The sequence below is a fragment of the Sphingomonas nostoxanthinifaciens genome, from assembly GCF_019930585.1.
Lineage (GTDB): Bacteria > Pseudomonadota > Alphaproteobacteria > Sphingomonadales > Sphingomonadaceae > Sphingomonas_I > Sphingomonas_I nostoxanthinifaciens.
Genome location: NZ_CP082839.1, coordinates 2,240,161 through 2,260,376 on the forward strand (window position 1 = coordinate 2,240,161; position 20,216 = coordinate 2,260,376).

Sequence of the window (20,216 nt, forward strand, 5' to 3'; positions counted from 1 at the left end):
TCTCAACCGGCTTTTTGCGTGGCGATCCAGGCGTCGATCTTCCGTTCGAGCACGCCCATCGGCAACGCGCCGGTATCGAGCACCTGCGCATGGAAGGCGCGCGGATCGAAGCGACTGCCCAGCGCCGCCATCGCCTTCGCCTTGCAGCGCGCGATGGTCATCTGACCAACCTTGTAGGCGAGCGCCTGGCCGGGGATGGCGATGTAACGCTCCACCTCGGCGGTGGCGTCGGTGACGCTTTCGGGCGAATTGTCGAGCATGTAGCGGATCGATTGGTCGCGGTTCCAGCCATAGGCATGGATACCGCTGTCGACGACCAGCCGCATCGCGCGGAGCATCTCGTCGTTCAGGCCGCCGATGCGCTGCCACGGATCGGTTTCCATGCCGAGTTCGCGCCACAGGCTTTCGGCATAGAGCGCCCAGCCCTCGACGAAGGCGGTGTTGCCACCGAACCGCATGAAGGGCGGAAGCGCCGCATTTTCCTGCGCCAGGCTGATCTGGAAATGATGCCCCGGCTCGGCTTCGTGCAGGAACAACGTCTCCATCTCCCACGTCAGGCGCGATGGCAGATCATAGCTGTTATAATAGAAGACACCCGGCCGCGAACCGTCGGGCGTGCCCGAATTGTACGATCCGCCGGCGGCGGTCTTTTCCTGGTAGGCCGGCACCGGCCGGATCTCGAGTTGCGTGCGCGGGAAGGTCGAGAATTGCTCGCCCAGCCGCTGCTCGACCCGCGTCTTGATCGCGAAGAAGCCGTCGCGCAGTTCGGCCGCGCTCTTGGGCTGGAAGCGCGGTGCGGTGCGCAGATAGGTGAAGAACTCCTGCGGGCTGCCCTTGAAGCCGACCTTCGCCTGCTCCTCCGCCAATTCGGCGCGGATGCGCGCGACCTCGGCCAGCCCCATTTCGTGAACCTGCTTTGCGGTCAGCGGCAGCGTCGTGTTGGACCGGATCTGATAGGCGTAGAACAGATCGCCGCCCTTCATCCCCGACAGGCCGACACTCGGCCGCGCGGCCGGCAGATAGTCAGCCTTGAGGAAGTCGCGCAGCTGCCGCTCGGCCGGGATCAGGACATCGCGCACCTGCGCGGCATAGGCGGCGCGCAGCCGCGCCTGCTGTGCGGCGGGGATGGTCGCCGGGAACATCGTCGCCGGCCCATAGAAGGTCGAACCCTCGACCCCCTGCCCGATCTGAGCATCGAACTGGTCGATCATGTTGCGCACGACCAGCTGCGGCTCGACGATGCCGGCGGCGATGCCCTGGCGGAAGCGGCCGATCGCCTCGATCAACAGCTTCGCATAAGCGCGGTTGCGGGCCAGGTTGCTGTCATAATCCGCGACCGTCTTGAACGGCGCCGCGCCCTTGCCCGACGCCATGTCGGGATACCAGATGTGGATGCCCTGAAAATGGTCGATCGGCGTGACCTTGGCGATCTCGGTCAGCGTCGGATCGTCGAGCAGCGCAAGGTCGTTCTGCAGGCCCCATTCGAACGTATCGTAGGCGATGCGATCGGTGCCATCGAGCTTCGCCCGGCCGATGGCGTGCAATGCGGCCAGATCGTGCTTCGTGGCGGCGCGCTCGGCATCGAAGTGCGCATCGCTGAACGGATCGCCGATCCGATCCGCATAGCGCAGGTCGCCGCGCTGGAGCGCGTTGAGCGGATTGCGTCGGAGGCTCGCCTCGTCGCTCGCTGCGAACAGGGCAATCAGCCGGTCATGCTCGGCGGTCGCCGCACGCGTCGCGGGGGTCGCCCCGGCGAGTGCCGTGCCGGAGAGGAGAAGCAGGGCAGCAGACAAAAAGCCGAACGAACGCAATGGGAAGCCTCCACGGGAATGGCATCCGTCTAGCCGAACGCCGCGGAGGCGCAACAATCCTACTGCTTGACCGCCATGAGGTGCCTCGCAGCACCGTTTGACCTTGCGCGCCCGGGCGGCGACAACGCGTCATGGCCTCCGCCTTCAACCCCACCGGCTTCAGCGATGCGCTGGTGATCCTTGGCGCCGCAGGCGTGGTGATCCCGGCGTTCGCCCGCTGGCGCATCAACCCGGTGATCGGATTCATCCTCGTCGGCATCGCGGTCGGACCGGCCGGGCTGGGCAGCTTCGTCGGACGCGCGCCCTGGCTATCATGGGTCACCATCACCAACCCGCACGCGATCGAGCCGTTCGCCGAGCTGGGCATCGTCATGCTACTCTTCTCGATCGGCCTGGAACTGTCGTTCCGCCGCTTGTGGGCGATGCGGCGCGCGGTGTTCGGGCTCGGCGCGGCGGAACTGGCCGGCAGCGCGATATTGCTCGGGATGGGGTTCTGGCTCGCGGGCCAGACGATCCAGAGCGCCTTCGGGCTCGGTATGGCGCTGGCCTTGTCATCGACCGCGCTCGTCCTGCCGATCGCCGGCACGCGCGGTCCGGTCGGCGAGCGCGCCTTTGCCATGCTGCTGTTCGAGGATCTGGCGCTGGTGCCGATCATCTTCGCGCTTGGTGCGCTCGCGCCGCACGGGGGCGAAGGCGGCGGCTGGCAGGTGGCGCGCACGCTCGCGCTCGGCGGCGTGACGGTCGGCGTCCTCCTGGTGGGCGGCCGGTGGCTGTTGCCGCGGCTGTTCGCGCAGGCGGCGCGCACCAAGAGCCCCGAACTGTTCCTCGCTGCCAGCCTGCTGGTGGTCATCCTCGCGAGCCTCGCCACCAGCGCCGCAGGGCTGTCGCCGATCGTGGGCGCGCTGCTCGCCGGCGTGCTGATCGCCGAGACCGACTATCATGGCGAGGTCGAACTGATGACCGCGCCGTTCAAGGGCCTGGCGCTCGGCGTGTTCCTCATCACGGTCGGCATGAGCCTCGACCTGCGCGTGGTCGGGCGGTTCGGCCCGGCGCTTACGGCTGCCGTCCTGACCGTGGTGGCGGTCAAGACGCTGGTGACCGGCCTGCTGCTCCGCGTGCGCGGCGCCGAACGCGGCGTGAGCCTCGAGACCGGCCTGCTGATGTCGGCGCCGTCGGAAACCACGCTGATCGTCCTCGGCACCGCATCGGCGGTCGGGATGATCGATCGTGAGACCGCTGCATTCTGGCAGATCGTCACCGCGATCGGGCTCACCATCACGCCGCTGCTGGCGATGGCGGGACGCCGCCTCGCGCTCGGCGTCGATCGCCACCAGGCCGAGGCGGTCCCGCCGGTGAGCGACGATGCGCGCCGCGCGCTGATCGTCGGTTTCGGCCGGGTCGGACGGCTGGTCGCGCAGATGTTCGATGCGCACGAGCTGCCCTATCTGGCGGTCGATGCGGATGCCGATACCGTGCGCGCGGCGCGAAAGCGTGGCTATCAGGTGATCTTCGGTGACATCACGCGGCCGGGCATGATCGACCATCTGGCAGCGGGCAGCGCAAGCGCGGTGGTGCTGACGATGGACGATCCGGTCCAGCTTGTCCGACTGACGGCGCGGCTGCGCGACGCCCACCCCGATCTGACGATCGTCGCCCGGGCGCGCGACCCGAATCATGCGGCGCAGCTCTATCGCGCCGGGGCGACCGACGCCGTGCCGGAGACCATCGAATCGTCGCTCCAGCTTTCCGAGGCGGCGTTGGTGGATCTGGGCGTCGCGATGGGGCCGGTCATCGCCTCGATCCACGAGAAACGCGCCCAATTGCGCGCCAAGATCATGGAAATGGCGGATACCGGCCGGGAGCCGCCGCTGCGCCGCCGCACGATCGTCGACGATCATTGAAGGTGGGCGAGGACGGCAGGTCCTGGGGGGAAGAACCGCCCCCGCCCGAGCCCTCTCCGCTACAGGGGGGTGCGGAGAGGACTATATGATATGGTATCGGCAGACGCCGACACAGGGGCCTTTGCTGCATCGCACGCAATGCGCTAATTGATTAAATCGCGCGACGCTGATCGATTTGGACACTTAATGGCCACTTACCTGCCGACGCTCAAGCAGCTTCAATATCTTGTCGCGTTGCGCGACACGGGGCACTTCGGTCGCGCGGCCGACGCCTGCTACGTGACGCAGTCGACGCTGTCGGCGGGGTTGCGCGAGCTCGAGTCGCTGCTCGGCATCACGCTGGTCGAGCGAACGCGCCGCGTCGTGCGCTTCACGCCGCTGGGGCTGAAGATCGCCGAAAAGGGTGAGCGCGTCCTGCGACAGGCCGAAGAACTTGCCGCGCTTGCGAAGGCGGCGGGCAAGCCGTTGTCCGGCGAGCTGCGCATGGGCGTCATCCCGACGATCGCGCCGTTCATGCTGCCGCGCGTCCTGGGCCGACTGCGCAGCGAATGGCCCGACCTCAAGCTCTACCTGCGCGAGGAGACGTCGGGAGCGGCTTGCGAATCGCTGCATCGCGGCCATGTCGATTGCGTATTGCTCGCGCTGCCTTACGCATGCGGCGAAATCGAGCATGTCGACCTGTTCACCGATCGGCTGTTCGTCGCCGTCTCCGCCGAGCAGGCGGAGGGCATGCCCGACATCGTGCCCGCCAGCGGCATCGACGAGCGCCAGCTGCTGCTGCTGGAAGACGGCCACTGCCTCAAGGATCATGTGCTCGCCGCCTGCAACCGGCCCGAGTTGCGGGCCGAAGCGACGATGATGGGCACATCGCTGCACACACTGGTGCAGATGGTCGACAACGGGCTTGGTGTGACGATGCTGCCCGAAATGGCCATCAAGGCAGGCATTCTCGATCACACACGCGTGGTGGCGCGCCCGCTGGATGCGGCACACCCGTCGCGGCGGATCGCACTCGTCTGGCGCGCCGGTTCGCCGCGTGACAAGGAGTTCCGCCTGCTTGCCGACGCACTGCGTCAGGCCCGTGAGGCGGCTGCCTGACCGGCGCTGTCGAAGTGGTCAGAACGTTACGCCCAGAGCGTAACTCGCAAGTGCAGGATTTTCATGTATTTCGCCGCTGGGCAGCCCCAGCCGAAGCTGATATAGGTTTGCCTCGCAGTAAGTTGCGTGATGGTAATTCTGGTACGCAGTCCGCGGGGTTTGTCCGATCCTGTGACGTACCTAGACCTTGATCGTCGCAGGCGTATATCGTGCTGCGCCGTGAACATAGGTGGCCGGGGGGTCTGCCGAAGGTTCACGTTTTCGGCGGTCGCCGCAAGGCGCTTCCACCGAAGCCGATCAGGCTCTAGGGCTCGCGTGATGCAGCAGCGAACCGCAGCCCTCATCGTCGCCGCCGGGCAGGGCCTTCGGGCAGGTGGTGAACTTCCGAAGCAATATCAGTCGATCGCCGGTCAGCCGGTGCTGGCGCATGCGATCGATGCGCTGGGCGCGCATAGTGCGATCGGCCGCATCCAGGTGGTGATCGGCGCTGGGCAGGAGGCACTCTACGCCGGCGCGATCGGCAGCCGCATGCTGCCGCCGCCGGTTACGGGCGGAGCCACGCGCCGCGACTCGGTCTTGGCCGGGCTGGCCGCGATCGACGCCGACCGCGTCCTGATCCACGACGCCGCGCGACCATTCGTGCCGATGGCGGTGATCGACCGATTGCTCGCCAGTCTCGACGCGGCCGATGGCGCCGTGCCCGTGCTGCCGATCGCCGACACGCTGGCCGAGCATGGCGCGACGCTCGGCGCGACCGTCCCTCGCGAGGCACTGGTCCGGGTGCAGACGCCGCAGGCATTCCGCGCCGATGCGATCCGCGCCGCGCATGCCGCGTGGGATCCCGCCCGCGAAGCGACCGACGATGCGCAGATGCTGCGCGCGTTGGGGCGCGTCGTCGCGACGGTCGAGGGCTCGCCTTTGCTCGACAAGCTCACGCAGGCGTCCGACCTTGCCGCTGCCGAGCGGCGGCTCGCACCGCTGATGGTATCGCGCACGGCGCTGGGGTTCGATGTCCACGCCTTCACCGATGGCGACTCGATCCAGCTTGGCGGCATCACCATCCCGCACAGCCATGCGCTCGCCGGCCATTCGGACGCCGACGTTGCGCTGCACGCGATTACCGATGCGCTGCTCGGCACCATCGGCGACGGCGATATCGGCACGCATTTCCCGCCGTCGGATCCGCAATGGCGCGGTGCGGCGTCGGACCGTTTCCTGGCGCATGCGCGCAATCTGGTGGTCGAGGCCGGCGGCCGTATCGACCATGTCGACGTGACGATCATCTGCGAGGCGCCCAAGGTCGGCCCGCACCGCCCGGCGATCCGCGCGCGCATCGCCGCAATCCTGGGCCTGGCGGAGAGCAAGGTCAGCGTGAAGGCGACGACCACCGAGCAACTCGGCTTCACCGGCCGACGCGAGGGCATCGCCGCGCAGGCGCTCGCGACCGTCCGTCTGCCCGAGGATGCGGCATGAAGCGCCTCGGCGCGATGCTGATGCTGGCGGCGATGCCTGGATTCACGCAGGCGCAGACAATGGTCTGCGTCCCGCGCACGCAAGCGGCGGCGCTCGTCACCTTCGCGTTGCCGAGCCTGGTCGAGCGGCTGGCCGATCGCTGCCGGGCAAACCTGCCGCCGAACGCATATCTCAGCGTCAACGCCATGGCGCTGGCCGATCGTTACCGCCCGGACGCGGCGGCGGCGTGGCCCGAGGCACGACGCGCGATCGCGCGGGTCTTCGCGCAGTTCCTCGGTCAGCCGATGCCGGCCGACATGAATTCGGATCTGATCCGTACCCTCGCCGAACCCGCATTGGCCGAATTGCTTGCCAAGCAGGTCAGCCCGCGCGATTGCCAGACCGCCGACGAGGCGATCACCGACGCCGCCGCGCTTTCGGGCCGCGACGTCGGCCGGCTCGCCGCGCTGGCCGCCACGATCGCCGATCGCAAGGGCAAGGGCATCGCCGGTATCCTCAGCATCTGTCCTTCCGGAAGCGTCGCCCCATGACCATCCTGCCCGATAAGCTCGTCGAACTCGCCCAGCGCGTGATCGAGGAGAACCGCGCCGCCGGCCGCCGCATCTCGGTGGCGGAGAGCTGCACCGGCGGCCTCGTCAGCGCCGCGCTGACCGAGATTGCCGGCTCTTCGGACGTGTTCGACGCGGGCTTCATCACCTACGCCGATGGCTCCAAGACCGCGCTGCTGGGTGTGGCGCAGGACGTGATCGAGACGTTCGGCGCGGTCAGCCTCGCCACTGCCTGGGCGATGGCGCACGGCGCGGTCGAGCGGTCGGGCAGCGACGTCGCCGTCGCGATCACCGGTATTGCCGGGCCCGGTGGCGGCAGCGAGAAGAAGCCGGTCGGCACGGTCGTGTTCGCGCGCGCCCGCCGCGGCGACGATCCCGAGCATGCCGTCACCGACCACCGCCAGTTCGGCGATCTCGGCCGGAGCGGCGTGCGACTTCAGGCGGCGCTGTGCGCGCTCGAGCTGCTGCTGCCTTCGGCCGACTCGCTCGCCATCCCGACACCGTAAAGCGCCGCGGCGCGCGTCTCGAACGCACCGATCATGCGGCGGAGCGCCGAGCCGAACATCTGCCCCGCAATCGCCTCGAAAATGCGGCTGCGAAAGGCGAAATCGACCGAGAAATCGATCAGGCAGCCGCCCTGCCCGTCCGGCCGGAAACGCCATTCGTTGCGCAGGTGATCGAGCGGCCCGTCGACATAATCGACATGGATGCTGTCGGCCCGCTGCTTCTGCACGCGCGAGGTGAAGCGCTCGCGCAGCGCCTTGAAGCCGACGATCAGGTCGGCGACCATCTCGGTCTCGCTGTCGGAACGCACGCGCACCGCGGCCACCCACGGCAGAAACTCGGCATAACGGCCGACATCGGCGACCAGATCGAACATCTGCTCGGGCGAGTAAGGCAGCCGGCGCGTCTCGGAATGTTGCGGCATCCTACCCTGCGCGCGCCTCGGTCATGGCAGCCGCCCCAGCCGCGCTCGTCACGCAAGCAGGCGCGCGCGCACCGAACGGGCGGTCGACCGACATGGCATGGGCGGTGGACATTCGCTTACTGCTCCGCGCGCCCAGGCCGCGGTGGATCCGCGGCGGCAGGCTTATGGTGGTGGTCCCGGCGCGATTCGAACGCGCGACCTTCGAATTAGGAATTCGCTGCTCTATCCTGCTGAGCTACGGAACCAACGTGCCACGCTTTACCGATGGCCGCCCGTGCCCGCAACACGCCGCCGCACGGGCTCATTCGCGGATCGTACAGACGTCGACCCAGCGCTTCGCGACCAGTTCGGCCAGACGCCCCGGCGCGACCGCGACCGAGCTGGTGAGCGATCCTGCCGCCGGATAGACCAGATCGTAAGGCTGCAGCGACACATCGCAATAGACCGGCAGCGGCGTCGCCAGCCCGAACGGACATACGCCGCCGACCGGATGGCCGGTCGCCGCGAGCGTTTCCTCCGCCGGCAGCATGCGCGGGCGGCCGCCGAATGAAGCCTTGCACTTGGCATTGTCGATCCGGGCATCGCCGCGCGTCACCACGAGCAGGATTTCGCCCTCGACCCGCAAGGCGAGCGTCTTCGCGATCCGGCCGGGCTCGACCCCGAGCGCGGCGGCCGCCTCGATCACGGTGGCCGTGCTCGCCTCGGTCTCGATGATCGGCAAATCGGGCGCGTGCGCCGTCAGCCACGCGCGCACCGATGCGAGGCTCAAGCCGGCACGCGCTCCAATTGCGCCTGGCGCGGGGCGCGCATCCGCTCGAAATCCTCGCCGGCATGGTAGCTCGACCGCGTCAGCGGCGAGGCGGCGACGAGCAGGAAGCCCTTCGCGCGCGCGATCGCGCCATAAGCGGCAAAGCTTTGTGGCGTCACGAAATCGGCGACCTTGGCATGCTTGGGCGTCGGCTGGAGATATTGACCCATCGTCAGGAAATCGATGCCGGCCGAGCGCATGTCGTCCATCACCTGATGGACTTCCAGCCGCTCCTCGCCCAGCCCGACCATGATGCCGGACTTGGTGAAGATCGACGGATCGAGCCGCTTCACGCTCTCCAACAGACGCAGCGAGGCATAGTAACGCGCGCCGGGCCGGATGGTCGGGTAAAGGCGCGGCACCGTCTCCAGATTGTGATTGTAGACGTCGGGCCGCGCGGCGACGATCGCCTCGACCGCTGCCTCGTGCTTGTTGCGGAAGTCCGGCGTCAGGATCTCGATCGTCGTCTTGGGGGTCGAGCGACGCAGCGCCTCGATCACCTTCACGAACTGGCTGGCGCCGCCATCCTTCAGATCGTCACGATCGACCGAGGTGATGACGATATGCTCCAGCCCCAGCTCGGCGGCGGCGTCGGCCACATGCTGCGGCTCGAGCGGGTCGATCGCGCGCGGCATGCCGGTCTTGACGTTGCAGAAGGCGCAGGCGCGCGTGCAGGTGTCGCCGAGGATCATCACCGTGGCGTGTTTCTTGGTCCAGCACTCGCCGATGTTGGGGCAGGCCGCCTCCTCGCACACGGTGGCGAGGTTGAGCCGCCGCATCAGCTGGCGCGTCTCCTGGAAGGTCGCGCTGGTGGGGGCTTTCACCCGGATCCAGTCGGGCTTGCGCGCGCGCGGCGCGGGGCTTGCGGGAAGCGGCTCGGTCATGGCGGCTAGATAGCGCGCGCCATGCCCGCTTGCCACCCCTCGCCACCACCAGCTACCACGCGCGCATGACCGAGGACGATCCCGCCTTCGCGCCGCTGCTGGCCGGCTATCACCGCTTCCGCCGTAATGACTGGGCAAAGCAACGCGCGCGCTGGGCGGAGCTGGCCGAAGGGCAGCGGCCCTTCGCGCTCGTCATCGCCTGCTCGGACAGCCGTGTCGATCCGGCGCAGATCTTCGATTGTTCGCCGGGCGAGATCTTCGTCGTGCGCAACATCGCCAACCTCGTGCCGCCACTCGATCCGACCGAGGGCTATCATGGCGTGTCGGCGGCGATCGAGTTTGCGGTGACACAGCTCGAGGTCGCCGAGATCGTCGTCATGGGGCATGGCGGCTGTGGTGGCGTGCAGGCCTCGCTCACCCACGCCTTCCAGGGCGCGCCTCCGGGGCGCGGCGGCTATATCGCGCGCTGGACTTCGCTGCTCGACGCGCCGCGCGACCGCGTCGTCGAGCGCTGCGGCACTGGGCCCGAAGCGGCGCGCGCGCTGGAGCTCGAGTCGGTCAAGGTCAGCCTCGCCAATCTCCGCAGCTTCCCGAGCGTGCCCGAACGCGAGGCGGCCGGCACGCTGCGGCTGCGCGGCGCCTATTTCGCCATCGCCGACGGCGTGCTCCACCTGCTCGACGAGGCTACGGGCAGCTTCGCACCCGCCACCTGAACGCTTCGGGAGGAACGCGCCTTCGACGCTGACGTTGTCGCGGCATCGAAGTCGAGGAGAGCGTGACCATGTCCCCCAAGCCTTTGCTCGCCCTGTTGCTGGCGGCGAGCCCCCTCGCCGCGCTGCAGGCGCAGAGCACCGACAATATCGGCCGCACGCCGCAGGAAGAGTATCAGCGCGGCTATGCCGCCACGCCGATGCCCGGCCAGGCCGCGGCCGACGCGCAGAGCCAGCCCGCCGTCCAGTCGCTCAACGCGCAGGCGGCCGGCGCCGCGCAAGCGCAGGCCGCAACCGCCGGCCAGCCCTCACCCGAAGCGCAGGCGCAATATGATGCCGATCGCGCCGCCTACATGGACGCACTCGCGAAGCACGACATGGCAGTCGATCGCACCAACATCCGCTATGTCCGCCAGCAGCGTGCCTATGCCGACGCCATGGCGGTATGGCGCGTGCAGGTGATGGCTTGCAAGAAGGGCAAGCAGCGCGCGTGCGACATGCCGCCGCCCAACCCCGCCGATTATTATTGATCGCCGATGAATGCCCCGGGGGCGCGGCATTGGCCGCGTCTCGGGATCATGTTAGCCTTCCCGTCATGACCGAGCAGCAGCCGCTCAACATCACTCCGCTGCCATTGAAGCTGCGTGTCGAGGATTATTTGCTGCTCGACGCATCGGATGCTTTCGCCGACTATGGCAAGACCGAGCTGATCGACGGGGAAATCTTCTTCATGAATGCGCAGCATCGGCCGCACGCCCGGCTGAAGTCGCGGCTTGCGGTTGCGTTGGATGCGGCGCTCGGGAAAATTGCGTCCCGGCTGGAGATGATGATCGAGCCGTCGGTCGCAATGCCGCCACATAGCGTGCCGGAGCCAGACATCGTGCTGACCGCGGAACCGGAGGGGGACGGCCCCGTCCCGCTCGCGTCGGTTGCCTTGCTCGTCGAGATCGCTGACGCCACTTTGGCCAACGATCTGGGCAAGAAGGCTGCGCTTTACGCGCAGAATGGTGTGCCCGAATATTGGGTGGTCGACGTGGCAGCCCGTCGAGTCCACTTATTATGGTCGCCCGCTGATTCGGTGTTCCGGGAGCGGGCGGGGGTGGCATTCGGCGAGACGATCACCGCGATGACCATTGTCGGTCTGAGGGTAGAGACCGGATCGCTCTGACTCGGCGATCACCGCGTTACTTGCTCGGTCGCCACCGATCAAAGAGCCGCTCCTGCAGCGCCTTGACGTGCGCATCGGCGCCGGCGCCCGTCCAGGGCCCTTGATAGCCTTGCGCCGCAGCGGCGATCCACCAGCCCTGTCCAGGCAGTCCGTCGCCTTCGCGAACGACCAGCACCGCCAGCCCGTCACCGTCCTCGGTCGCCTCGACCGCGTCGAGTGTCTTGCACAAAGCGCGCATCTTGGGGCGGGTGAAGCGGTGGCCGAGCAGGCCGAGCAGCTCGGAATAGCTCACTGTCCGCCGCGACCGCGCCGCCGCGATCAGCAGCCCGCGCACCCGCTCGACATCGGCGATCGCACCCGGCCCTTCGGAGGCCACGATGCCCTCGCGTTCGAGCCATTCGGCCAGCGTCTCGATGCTCATCGCGACGCCGCCCCGGATCAGCGCGTGAGCTTCTTGTAGGCGCCGGCGCCGGCGCGATCGGCCGCGTCGCCGAAGCGGCGGCGCTTGTCTTCTTCATAGCTTTCGAAATTGCCCTCGAACCATTCGACATGGGCGTCGCCCTCGAAGGCGAGGATGTGGGTGGCGAGACGATCGAGGAAGAAGCGGTCGTGGCTGATCACCACCGCGCAGCCCGCGAAATTCTCGATCGCTTCTTCCAGCGCGCCGAGCGTTTCGACGTCGAGGTCGTTGGTCGGCTCGTCGAGGAACAGCACGTTGCCGCCGCGCTTCAGCATCTTGGCGATGTGGACGCGATTGCGCTCGCCGCCGGAAAGCTTGCCGACGTTCTTCTGCTGATCCTGCCCCTTGAAGTTGAACGCGCCGACATAGGCCCGCGTGGACATGTCGTGGCCGTTGACCTTCACATAATCGTGGCCCTCGGACACTTCCTCCCAGACGTTCTTCTTGGCGTCGAGGTGGTCGCGGCTCTGGTCGACATAGCCCATGCGCACGGTTGAGCCGACCTCGACCGTGCCTTCGTCGGGCGTCTCCTGCCCCGTGAGAATCTTGAACAGGGTCGATTTGCCCGCGCCGTTCGGCCCGATCACGCCGACGATGCCGCCCGGCGGCAGCATGAACGACAGCCCTTCGAACAATTTCTTGTCGCCGAAGCTCTTCGAGATGTTCTCGACGTCGATCACCTTGCCGCCGAGGCGCTCGGGCACCTGGATGACGATCTGGGCCTTGCCCGGCGCGCGATTCTGCTGCGCCTCGACCAGCTGGTCGAACTTGGCGATACGCGCCTTCGACTTGGTCTGGCGGGCCTTGGCCCCCTGCCGGATCCACTCGAGCTCGTCCTTGATCGCCTTCTGGCGACCGCTCTCCTCGCGCTCCTCCTGCTCCAGGCGCTTCGACTTCTTCTCGAGATAGGTCGAATAATTGCCCTCGTACGGGAAGTATTTGCCGCGATCGATCTCGAGGATCCAGCCGACGACGTTGTCGAGGAAATAGCGATCGTGGGTGATCATCAGCACCGCGCCCGGATAGTCGGCGAGATGCTTCTCGAGCCAAGCCACGCTTTCGGCATCGAGATGGTTGGTCGGCTCGTCGAGCAGCAGGATCGAGGGCTTCTGGATCAACAGACGCGTGAGCGCGATGCGGCGCTTCTCGCCGCCCGAAAGCTGCTCGACCGGCCAGTCGGACGGCGGGCAGCGCAGCGCCTCCATCGCGATCTCGAGCTGGTTGTCGAGGGTCCATCCGTCGACGGCATCGATCTTCTCCTGAAGGACGCCCATCTCGTCCATCAGCGCGTCGAAATCCGTGTCGTCCTTGGGATCACCCATCTCGGCCGAGATGGCGTTGAAGCGATCGACCATGTCGGCCACCTCGCGCGCGCCATCCTTGACGTTCTCCAGCACGGTCTTGGAGGCATCGAGCTGCGGCTCCTGCGCCAGATAGCCGACCGTGATGTTGTCGCCCGGCCATGCCTCGCCGGTGAACTCCTTGTCGATGCCGGCCATGATCTTCATCAGCGTCGATTTGCCGGCGCCGTTGGGGCCGACGATGCCGATCTTCGCACCCTGGTAGAATTGCAGGTTGATGTTGCTCAGCACGGGTTTGGGCGCGCCGGGGAAGGTCTTGGTCATGTCCTTCATGACGAAGGCGTATTGCGCGGCCATGTGGTCGAGACTCCGGATTTCAGTGCTGGCGAATTTGCGCCGGCCGATAGCCCGGCGGCCCAGCCTTGGCAAACATGGGGAGCGGGTTCAGGACAGTCAAATGCACACCAGCCCACTCCTCCTCGCCGCCGCCCTCCTCGCCGCGCCTGCGCTTGCCGCCGATGACGCCGCCGATCTGCGCGCCGCCGCCGCCGCGTTCGATCAGGCGCAGGTCCGCGGCGACCGCACGGCATTGGAGGCGATGATCGCGCCCGAATTCCTGTTCGTGCGCGGATCGGGCCGCGTCGGCGGCAAGCAGGATTTCATCGACGGCTTCACCGCACCGGGCGTCAAACTGGAGCCGTTGGTCGTCCACGACCCGCTCTTGCTGCGCGTTCAGTCCGATGTGGCTGTAATTGGGGGCGAAGCCTGGCTGAAAGGCAACGCCAATGGCCAGCCGTTCACCGAACATTTCCGCTTTTCCGACATGTTCGCCCGACGAGACGGCCATTGGCTGGTCGTCTATTCGCAAGTGACAGGGCTCCCCAGACAATGATGGAAGCACGGGTGATCGGGTTGGCCGAGGCGATTGCGCCTTTGCCGCTTGCCGGCTCGACCCAATGGCCCGACGGCTCGTGGTTCAACACGCTGATGGACCGGCCGGGCCTGTCGGTGATGATCTTCGCGCCGCGCGGGGTCGATCGCCAGACGAGCCACGAGCGCGACGAAATCTATATCGGCGCGCGCGGCCACGCGACGCTGCAGATCGAGGGCAAGGCCCGCTCGTTCGGCGCGGGCCAGATCGCCTTCGTGCCACGGCTGGTGCAACACCGCTTCGTCACGATGAGCCCCGACTTCGCCGCCTGGGTGGTGTTCGTCGACGCCTGAGGCGTCGCATCGGCGCGCGCATGTAGATTTCCGGTTCACGCGCGCTGCGCCGCGCGTCAAACGAGGGAATGCGCGACCCTTTCTCGTCTGTGCCCCTGCGGCGCTGCCTCGGCACGGCGGGCGTGCTGTTTCTGACGCTATCGGTGGCGACACCCGCCTCGTCGGTGTTCGTGATCGTGCCGGGCATGCTGCAGGTGGCGGGCACCGGCGCGTTGTGGGCGCTCGCGCTGGCAGCGATCGTGTGCGTCGCCACCGCCTTCATCTACGCCGAACTGTCGTCGGCATGGCCGGCGGCCGGCGGCGAATATGTGATGGTGGCCCGCACGCTCGGGCCGCTCGCCGGCTTCGTGATGCTCGGCATCAACCTGTTCAACAATCTGCTCTTTCCGCCAGTCGCCGCGCTCGGCATCGCTGCGGTGGCGGGCGCTTTCTGGCCGGGGCTGCCCACCGTGCCGGTCGCGGTGGCGGCGATGGCGTTCGCGACGCTGCTTGGCATACTCAACGTGCGGGTGAACGCGCTCGTGACCGGCATCTTCCTCGCGATCGAGGGGCTCACGCTGGCGATCGTCGCTGCACTGGGGCTGCTCCACCCTGGCCGCGCGTTCGACGGGATGCTGCTCCACCCGCTGATGCTCGCCGCCGGCCGGCTCGTGCCGGCGTCGGCCGGAGCGATCGGATTGGCGACGTCGATCGCGATCTTCGCGCTCAACGGCTATGGGGCGGCGGTCTATTTCGGCGAAGAGATGCACGACGCGCCACGCCGGATTGCGCGCACCATCCTGTTGGCGCTGGCGGCCACGCTCCTGCTCGAAGGCGGGCCGGTGATCGCCGGACTGATCGGTGCGCGTGATCTTCCCGGATTTCTAACGGCGAACGACCCGTTCGGCCTGCTGGTGCGGGATTATGGCGGCTTGGGACTCGCGCGCTGGGTCGCGCTGGGTGTCGACATCGCGATCGTCAACGCGATCATCGCGGGCATCCTCGCCACCGCGCGCTTCCTCTACGCGACGGGGCGCGATCGCGCGTGGGGCCGTCGGGTCGATCCGTGGCTGGCAGCGGTCCATCCGTCCTTCGCATCGCCGGCGAAGGCAACCCTGTTCGCGGGCGCGGTGGGCATCGGCTGCTGCTTCGTCCCGCTCCGCTTTCTGCTCGTCCTGAGCGGCACGGGTCTGATCGCGATCTATGCGGGGATCGGCCTCGCCGTCGTGCGCGGGCGACAATCGGGCGCGACCGCGCATGCGCAGTATCGCATGCCACTCTTCCCGCTCGCACCGATCGTCGCGGGCGCGGCGCTTGCTTACGTGACGTGGCTGAACTGGCTCGATCCGGACGAGGGACGACCGGGGCTGATCGTCACCGGTGCGCAGATCGTCGGCTCGGCGGCTTATTATCTGCTTGTGCTGCGCCGGCGCGGCTGGACGGCGGGCGACGCGCCCACCTGAACCCAGCCGACACCGTGCCGCGTCTTAGTTACAGCGCGCGAGGTAGCGGCCGCTCGCCTGATCCCAGTACATCGGGCAATGCTCGCCGTCGGGCGCCTGCTGCTGGGCTGCCGGCGGGGCATAGCCGCCCTGATATCCCTGTGGCGCGGCGTAACCGCCCTGATAGCCCTGCGGTGCCGCATAGCCTCCCTGATAGGCAGGGGGCGGCGCGTCGGCGTCGGGGAACGGCGCGCTGTCCACCTCGGGATCGGCATAATAGCTCGGGCTCGCATAGGCGACCGGATCGTCATAATAATCGTAATAGCCGCCGCCCCATCCGCCATAGGGATAGCCGCCCCAGCCATAGCCGCCGATCAGGCCAAGCCCGAACCCCGCACCAAAACCATAGCCGTAGCCATAACCACCGCGATAGCCGCCCCAGCCGCCACCGCGGTAGCCGCCGCCACGATAGCCGCCATAACCACCGTGATAACCGCCGCCGTCGCCATGGAAGCCACCGCCGCCGCCGCCGCCGTGAAAGCCGCCACCACCACCGCCGCCGTGAAACCCGCCGCCTCCGCCGCCGCCATGGCCGCCGCCCCGCTGTGCTGCCACAGGCGCGACCAGCATCGCGGCCGCTGCGACCGCTCCGAGCAATTTACCGAACTTCTTCATCTCACGCGCTCCGCAACCGGCCCGCAATCGGGCAACCATGCTTCCTGATTCTGATATAGGTACGACGCGGCGGACGGTTAGGCGTTCCATTTCCGTTCGTCGCATCCAGGCGAAAGCACGCGCCGTATCATCCGGGCTGGCGACCCGCGCCGAGGCCGAGCGCGCGCCTATCGCCTGAGGAAGGTCATCACGCTGCCGCTGCCATAGGTAATTGTCAGCACGTCGCCAGAAACCTTGACCGCCGCCGTCACCGGCTTGCCGCCATCCTCCGGGAAAGCGATCATCCGCTCGGGCTGTTCCCACAGGCCCGGGACGGCCGGCGCGTAGGAGTAGATCGCGACGTTGCCGCCCAGCGCCAGCGTATCGCCCTGGCGGGTGAAGCGGCCGGTCTCGGCAAAGGCGCGCTGCGCCTTGCCGTCGACCATGACGAGATAGGTGAGCGACCACATGTCGCCCTGCACCATCATCGCCCCGCGCAGCGGAAAGGCGACGCCCGATTTGGGCGTATAATCGCGTGCGACCCAGTTCCCCTCGATCGCGGCGGGCGTTGCGGCGGCGGCCAGCCCCGCCAGCAGCAGCGCGCCGATCATTTGAAGCGCACCCCGCCCTTGATGACGTAGGCGACACGCTTCATCGCGCCCATGTCCTTGAGCGGGTCGCCGGCGACGACGATCACGTCGGCCAGCTTGCCCTTCTCGACCGTGCCGAGCGTGTCGAGCATGCCCAGCGCCTGCGCGCCGTTGCGCGTCGAGGTGACGATCACCTGCATCGGCGTCATGCCGCCGATCTTTTCGAGATCCATCATCTCGCGCGCATTGGGATCCTCCTGCTGGAAATTGAGGAAGGACGGCGTGTCGGTGCCCATCGTCAGCTTCGCCCCCTTGGACACGAACAGGCGCATATTGGCATAGGAGGTGTCGCGCGCCGCGAGTTGGGAGGTATAGCTTGGCCCGTTCTTCTCCAGCGGCGGCAGCACGCCCATGTCGGCGTGACGCGCCCGCCGGTCGTACATGGGGAAGCCCTTGCTGTCGGGCGACGCCTTGTTGGCGAGCATCTTGTCGCGATAGTCGAGCGCGACGCGATACTGCTCCGGCGTCATCGACATGATGTAGTTCGTCTCGTCGAGCTTGTTCGGATCTTCGGCAAAGTCCGCGCCCGTCACCATCACGCGCAGCAGCGTGGTCGAGAGGATGTTCTTCCTCGCAGCGGTTTCGGCGATGTCCGGATCGATCCTGAAATTGCCGTAGAACGGATGCTCGAGCGTATCGATGTCGAACTTCAGGATGCGCCGCAGCCCTTCGTTCGACGCATGGGCGTGGACGTCGATCTTCTTGCCGTTGCGGTGCGCCTTGGCGATGATGAAGTGAAGTTGATCGTCGGAGAAGTCGTTCTTGCCGTCATACTCCTCGTCGGCCAGATACAGCTTCCAATAAGCGAAATCCCCGCCCTTCAGGATCTCGGTATCCTTGTCGATGTCGTCGAGCACGTAGTAAGCGAAATCGTTGCGCATCCACTCGACGGCGTCGGGCGGCGTCTTCGCTTCCTTGATATAGGCGTTGAAGAATTGCGGGCTCATGATGAGCGCACCGCCCAGCATGATGCGCGGGCCCGGGATCTCGCCGGCGTCGATCTGATGCTTGATCGGCACCAGCCGTTTGAACGGCCCGCTGGTCTGACGCATCGTCGTCACGCCCTGCATCAGGTAGACGTAGGCCTTCTTCGGCATGTCGGCGAAGTTCGCCTCCCAGCGGGCGCGGATCTGGTCGAGCGGCAGGTTCGCGGCCGGCGCGGGGAAGATCGGGTTGAGCTGGATATGCTGGTTCGAATTGATGAGCCCGGGCATCACCGTCATGCCGGTCGCGTCGATCCGCTCGGCATCGGCCGGAATGTGCATCGACGCCGAAGGGCCGACCGCGACGATCTTCTCGCCCTCGATCAGCACGGTCTGGCCGGTCAGCGGTGCGCCGCCATTGCCGTCGAGCAATTGCCCGCCGACGATCGCGATCGGATGGGTCGGCCTATAGGGCTCGGTCGCCGGCGCCACCGGCTGCGCGGCGACCGGTGCGCAGATCGCCGCCAGCGCGACCCCCGCCGCCAACAACCGTACCATCAGCCCCCGCTTCGTCATGGTCTTCCCCCGTTCAGTGGATCAAGGTTCGTTCGCCGCCGTGCGCTCGGCCCAGCGCGGCCGCGTCATCTGGAACAGGTCGGTCTGGCGGCTGTACCAGCCGGCGCCGTGCATCCGCGCGATCAGGTTCATCGCCAGCGTGTCGATGTGGAGCCGCTCGCGATCGATGATGAACGCGTCGGCGACATGCGCATGAACCACCTCGCCGATCACGACCAGCTGGTGCGGCCCGGTCTCGATCGCGTGGAGCAGACGGCACTCGAAGCTGGCTGGCGCAGTCGCGATGCGCGGCGGTACCACGGCGACGCTCGGCGCCAGCTCCAGCCCGGCCATCTCCGCCTCGCTCACCCCCGGCGGTGCGTCGATGCAAGTGAGGTTCATCGCCGCGGCATGGGCCTCGTCGACCAGGTTGACGACGAACTCGCCCGAGGTGCGGATGTTGGCGGCGGTATCCTTCAGCCGCGCCTCGCCATGCTGCATCAGGCCGAGCGCGATCGTCGGCGGATCGTCGCCCAGTGCGTTGAAGAAGCTGTAGGGCGCGGCGTTGACCGTCCCGTCGGCGCTGCGGCTCGTCACCCACGCGATCGGCCGCGGCGTGATGCACGAGCCGAGGATCTTGTAGCGGCTCGCCCGCGGCAGCGCGCGCATGTCGAAGTCCATCGTCCGCCTCAGCCGTGCCGGACGACCGCCGCGCGTGGGCTTTCGTCCACGCTCAGCCGGAAGACGTCGGGCCGGGCATAATGGCCGACCACGTCGAAATCATATTTGCCGCGCACCACCTCGCCGAGATCGATGTCGGCATAGAGGATCGTCTCGGGCTCGTAGCTCGGCCCGGCGAGGATCGCGCCGTGCGGGCTGACGATCAGGCTGCCGCCGCGCATCAGCACGGTCGCCGGATCATCGCCCAGCGCGCAATCGTAATCGGGCGGGAATGCGCCGCGCGTGATGTGCTGGCAGGCGGAAAGAACGTAGCAGCGTCCCTCCAGCGCGATATGCTGCATCGAGGCGGGCCATGTGTCGCGATCGTCCGCGGTCGGCGCGCAATAGATACTGACCTGCTTATCGTACATCGCCAGCCGCAGCGCCGGCATATAATTCTCCCAGCAGATCACCGCGCCGATCCGGCCGAGCGACGTCTCGAACACCGGCATGGTCGATCCATCGCCAAAGCCCCAGATCAGCCGTTCCGCACCGGTCGGCATCAGCTTGCGATGCTTGCCGACGAGCCCCTTGTCGCCGTCGAGGAACAGGGCCGTGCAATAGAGCGTGCCGCCGTCGCGCTCGAGACAGCCGATCACCACGAACAGGCCGGTCTCCGCCACCGCCTCGGCGACGATCGCCAGTTCCGGCCCGTCGAGGTCGATCGCGCCTCCGTGATAGCGGCGGAAATCGTCGCGCCCCCCCGGCTTGCGCATGCCGACGGGCGTGCCGAACGACGCGCCCTTGGGATAGCTGCCGAGGAACACCTCGGGAAACACCGCCAGCCGTGCGCCCTCGCCCGCCGCCTGGCGGATCATCGCCGCCGCCTTGCGCGCCGAGCCGGTCGGATCGAACGGCACCGACGCCGACTGCACGACCGCCGCCTTGTACCGCGTCACTTTCGTCTCCCGCTGCTGCCGATTGGGCGTATACGATCCTGCACTGCGTTGACAGCCGGGCGCAAGATATTTTAGCCCTA

22 protein-coding genes and 1 tRNA gene are annotated in these 20,216 nt (G+C 67.4%); 11 read left to right on the forward strand and 12 right to left on the reverse strand.

Features of this window, described 5'->3' with window-relative positions:
• Positions 1 to 2: 2 nt before the first annotated feature.
• On the reverse strand, positions 3 to 1,811 hold the full coding sequence (locus tag K8P63_RS10635) for a DUF885 domain-containing protein (protein WP_223796010.1): 1,809 nt from the start codon (positions 1,809 to 1,811) through the stop codon (positions 3 to 5).
• 131 nt (positions 1,812 to 1,942) lie between these two features.
• Here K8P63_RS10635 and K8P63_RS10640 point away from each other — a divergent pair, with 131 nt between their 5' ends.
• The 5 genes from K8P63_RS10640 to K8P63_RS10660 all read left to right on the forward strand — a co-directional run bounded on the left by K8P63_RS10640 (position 1,943) and on the right by K8P63_RS10660 (position 7,337).
• A complete protein-coding gene (locus K8P63_RS10640; protein ID WP_223796011.1) occupies positions 1,943 to 3,712 on the forward strand; it encodes a cation:proton antiporter domain-containing protein in 1,770 nt (589 codons plus the stop codon).
• Between the two features lie 186 nt (positions 3,713 to 3,898).
• Positions 3,899 to 4,810 carry a hydrogen peroxide-inducible genes activator gene (locus K8P63_RS10645; RefSeq protein ID WP_223799803.1) on the forward strand — a complete coding sequence of 304 codons (912 nt, stop codon included), beginning with the start codon at positions 3,899 to 3,901 and terminating at the stop codon, positions 4,808 to 4,810.
• Positions 4,811 to 5,128: 318 nt separating this feature from the next.
• Positions 5,129 to 6,283: a bifunctional 2-C-methyl-D-erythritol 4-phosphate cytidylyltransferase/2-C-methyl-D-erythritol 2,4-cyclodiphosphate synthase gene (locus tag K8P63_RS10650; protein ID WP_223796012.1), complete on the forward strand. Its 1,155-nt coding sequence runs from the start codon at positions 5,129 to 5,131 to the stop codon at positions 6,281 to 6,283.
• Entirely contained in the window at positions 6,280 to 6,813 is a 534-nt protein-coding gene (locus K8P63_RS10655; RefSeq protein WP_223796013.1) for a hypothetical protein, read from the forward strand. Before K8P63_RS10650 ends, K8P63_RS10655 begins: the two co-directional genes overlap by 4 nt.
• Positions 6,810 to 7,337 (forward strand): CinA family protein, encoded by a 528-nt coding sequence (locus K8P63_RS10660; RefSeq protein WP_223796014.1) that lies wholly within the window; start codon positions 6,810 to 6,812, stop codon positions 7,335 to 7,337. Before K8P63_RS10655 ends, K8P63_RS10660 begins: the two co-directional genes overlap by 4 nt.
• On the opposite strand, the gene K8P63_RS10665 is transcribed toward K8P63_RS10660, so the two are convergent.
• From K8P63_RS10665 to lipA, 4 genes are all read right to left on the reverse strand, one after another.
• Positions 7,268 to 7,759 carry a type II toxin-antitoxin system RatA family toxin gene (locus K8P63_RS10665; protein ID WP_223796015.1) on the reverse strand — a complete coding sequence of 164 codons (492 nt, stop codon included), beginning with the start codon at positions 7,757 to 7,759 and terminating at the stop codon, positions 7,268 to 7,270. The two genes, K8P63_RS10660 and K8P63_RS10665, sit on opposite strands and share 70 nt — an antisense overlap.
• A gap of 168 nt (positions 7,760 to 7,927) precedes the next feature.
• A tRNA-Arg gene (locus tag K8P63_RS10670) sits at positions 7,928 to 8,004 on the reverse strand.
• Positions 8,005 to 8,060: 56 nt separating this feature from the next.
• Positions 8,061 to 8,528: a YbaK/EbsC family protein gene (locus K8P63_RS10675; RefSeq protein WP_223796016.1), complete on the reverse strand. Its 468-nt coding sequence runs from the start codon at positions 8,526 to 8,528 to the stop codon at positions 8,061 to 8,063.
• Positions 8,525 to 9,451 carry a lipoyl synthase gene (gene lipA / locus K8P63_RS10680; RefSeq protein ID WP_223796017.1) on the reverse strand — a complete coding sequence of 309 codons (927 nt, stop codon included), beginning with the start codon at positions 9,449 to 9,451 and terminating at the stop codon, positions 8,525 to 8,527. The genes K8P63_RS10675 and lipA overlap by 4 nt, the downstream gene beginning before the upstream one ends.
• 65 nt (positions 9,452 to 9,516) lie before the next feature.
• Between lipA and K8P63_RS10685 the strand changes: the two genes are divergently transcribed.
• From K8P63_RS10685 to K8P63_RS10695, 3 genes are all read left to right on the forward strand, one after another.
• A complete protein-coding gene (locus K8P63_RS10685) occupies positions 9,517 to 10,164 on the forward strand; it encodes a carbonic anhydrase (RefSeq protein WP_223799804.1) in 648 nt (215 codons plus the stop codon).
• 62 nt (positions 10,165 to 10,226) lie between these two features.
• A complete protein-coding gene (locus K8P63_RS10690) occupies positions 10,227 to 10,691 on the forward strand; it encodes a hypothetical protein (RefSeq protein ID WP_223796018.1) in 465 nt (154 codons plus the stop codon).
• A 65-nt stretch (positions 10,692 to 10,756) separates the two neighbouring features.
• Positions 10,757 to 11,329 (forward strand): Uma2 family endonuclease, encoded by a 573-nt coding sequence (locus tag K8P63_RS10695; RefSeq protein WP_223796019.1) that lies wholly within the window; start codon positions 10,757 to 10,759, stop codon positions 11,327 to 11,329.
• Between the two features lie 16 nt (positions 11,330 to 11,345).
• Here the strand turns inward: K8P63_RS10695 and K8P63_RS10700 are convergent, their stop codons facing one another.
• Both K8P63_RS10700 and ettA read right to left on the reverse strand, forming a co-directional pair.
• Entirely contained in the window at positions 11,346 to 11,750 is a 405-nt protein-coding gene (locus K8P63_RS10700; RefSeq protein ID WP_223796020.1) for a ribose-phosphate pyrophosphokinase, read from the reverse strand.
• Positions 11,751 to 11,767: 17 nt separating this feature from the next.
• Complete coding sequence (gene ettA, locus K8P63_RS10705; RefSeq protein ID WP_223796021.1) at positions 11,768 to 13,447, reverse strand: energy-dependent translational throttle protein EttA; 1,680 nt, start codon at positions 13,445 to 13,447, stop codon at positions 11,768 to 11,770.
• Here ettA and K8P63_RS10710 point away from each other — a divergent pair.
• The 3 genes from K8P63_RS10710 (at position 13,413) to K8P63_RS10720 (ending at position 15,756) form a co-directional block, all read left to right on the forward strand.
• On the forward strand, positions 13,413 to 13,982 hold the full coding sequence (locus K8P63_RS10710; RefSeq protein WP_223796022.1) for a nuclear transport factor 2 family protein: 570 nt from the start codon (positions 13,413 to 13,415) through the stop codon (positions 13,980 to 13,982). The genes ettA and K8P63_RS10710 overlap by 35 nt on opposite strands.
• 11 nt (positions 13,983 to 13,993) lie before the next feature.
• Complete coding sequence (locus K8P63_RS10715; protein ID WP_223796023.1) at positions 13,994 to 14,314, forward strand: cupin domain-containing protein; 321 nt, start codon at positions 13,994 to 13,996, stop codon at positions 14,312 to 14,314.
• 68 nt (positions 14,315 to 14,382) lie between these two features.
• Positions 14,383 to 15,756 carry an APC family permease gene (locus tag K8P63_RS10720; RefSeq protein WP_223796024.1) on the forward strand — a complete coding sequence of 458 codons (1,374 nt, stop codon included), beginning with the start codon at positions 14,383 to 14,385 and terminating at the stop codon, positions 15,754 to 15,756.
• 24 nt (positions 15,757 to 15,780) lie between these two features.
• On the opposite strand, the gene K8P63_RS10725 is transcribed toward K8P63_RS10720, so the two are convergent.
• The 5 genes from K8P63_RS10725 to K8P63_RS10745 all read right to left on the reverse strand — a co-directional run bounded on the left by K8P63_RS10725 (position 15,781) and on the right by K8P63_RS10745 (position 20,136).
• Entirely contained in the window at positions 15,781 to 16,410 is a 630-nt protein-coding gene (locus tag K8P63_RS10725) for a hypothetical protein (RefSeq protein WP_223796025.1), read from the reverse strand.
• A gap of 167 nt (positions 16,411 to 16,577) precedes the next feature.
• Positions 16,578 to 17,000: a hypothetical protein gene (locus K8P63_RS10730; RefSeq protein WP_223796026.1), complete on the reverse strand. Its 423-nt coding sequence runs from the start codon at positions 16,998 to 17,000 to the stop codon at positions 16,578 to 16,580.
• A complete protein-coding gene (locus K8P63_RS10735; RefSeq protein WP_223796027.1) occupies positions 16,997 to 18,520 on the reverse strand; it encodes an amidohydrolase family protein in 1,524 nt (507 codons plus the stop codon). The genes K8P63_RS10730 and K8P63_RS10735 overlap by 4 nt, the downstream gene beginning before the upstream one ends.
• 39 nt (positions 18,521 to 18,559) lie before the next feature.
• Positions 18,560 to 19,186 carry a flavin reductase family protein gene (locus K8P63_RS10740; protein WP_317629305.1) on the reverse strand — a complete coding sequence of 209 codons (627 nt, stop codon included), beginning with the start codon at positions 19,184 to 19,186 and terminating at the stop codon, positions 18,560 to 18,562.
• A 20-nt stretch (positions 19,187 to 19,206) separates the two neighbouring features.
• Positions 19,207 to 20,136 carry a carbon-nitrogen hydrolase family protein gene (locus K8P63_RS10745; protein WP_223796029.1) on the reverse strand — a complete coding sequence of 310 codons (930 nt, stop codon included), beginning with the start codon at positions 20,134 to 20,136 and terminating at the stop codon, positions 19,207 to 19,209.
• Between the last annotated feature and the right edge of the window lie 80 nt (positions 20,137 to 20,216).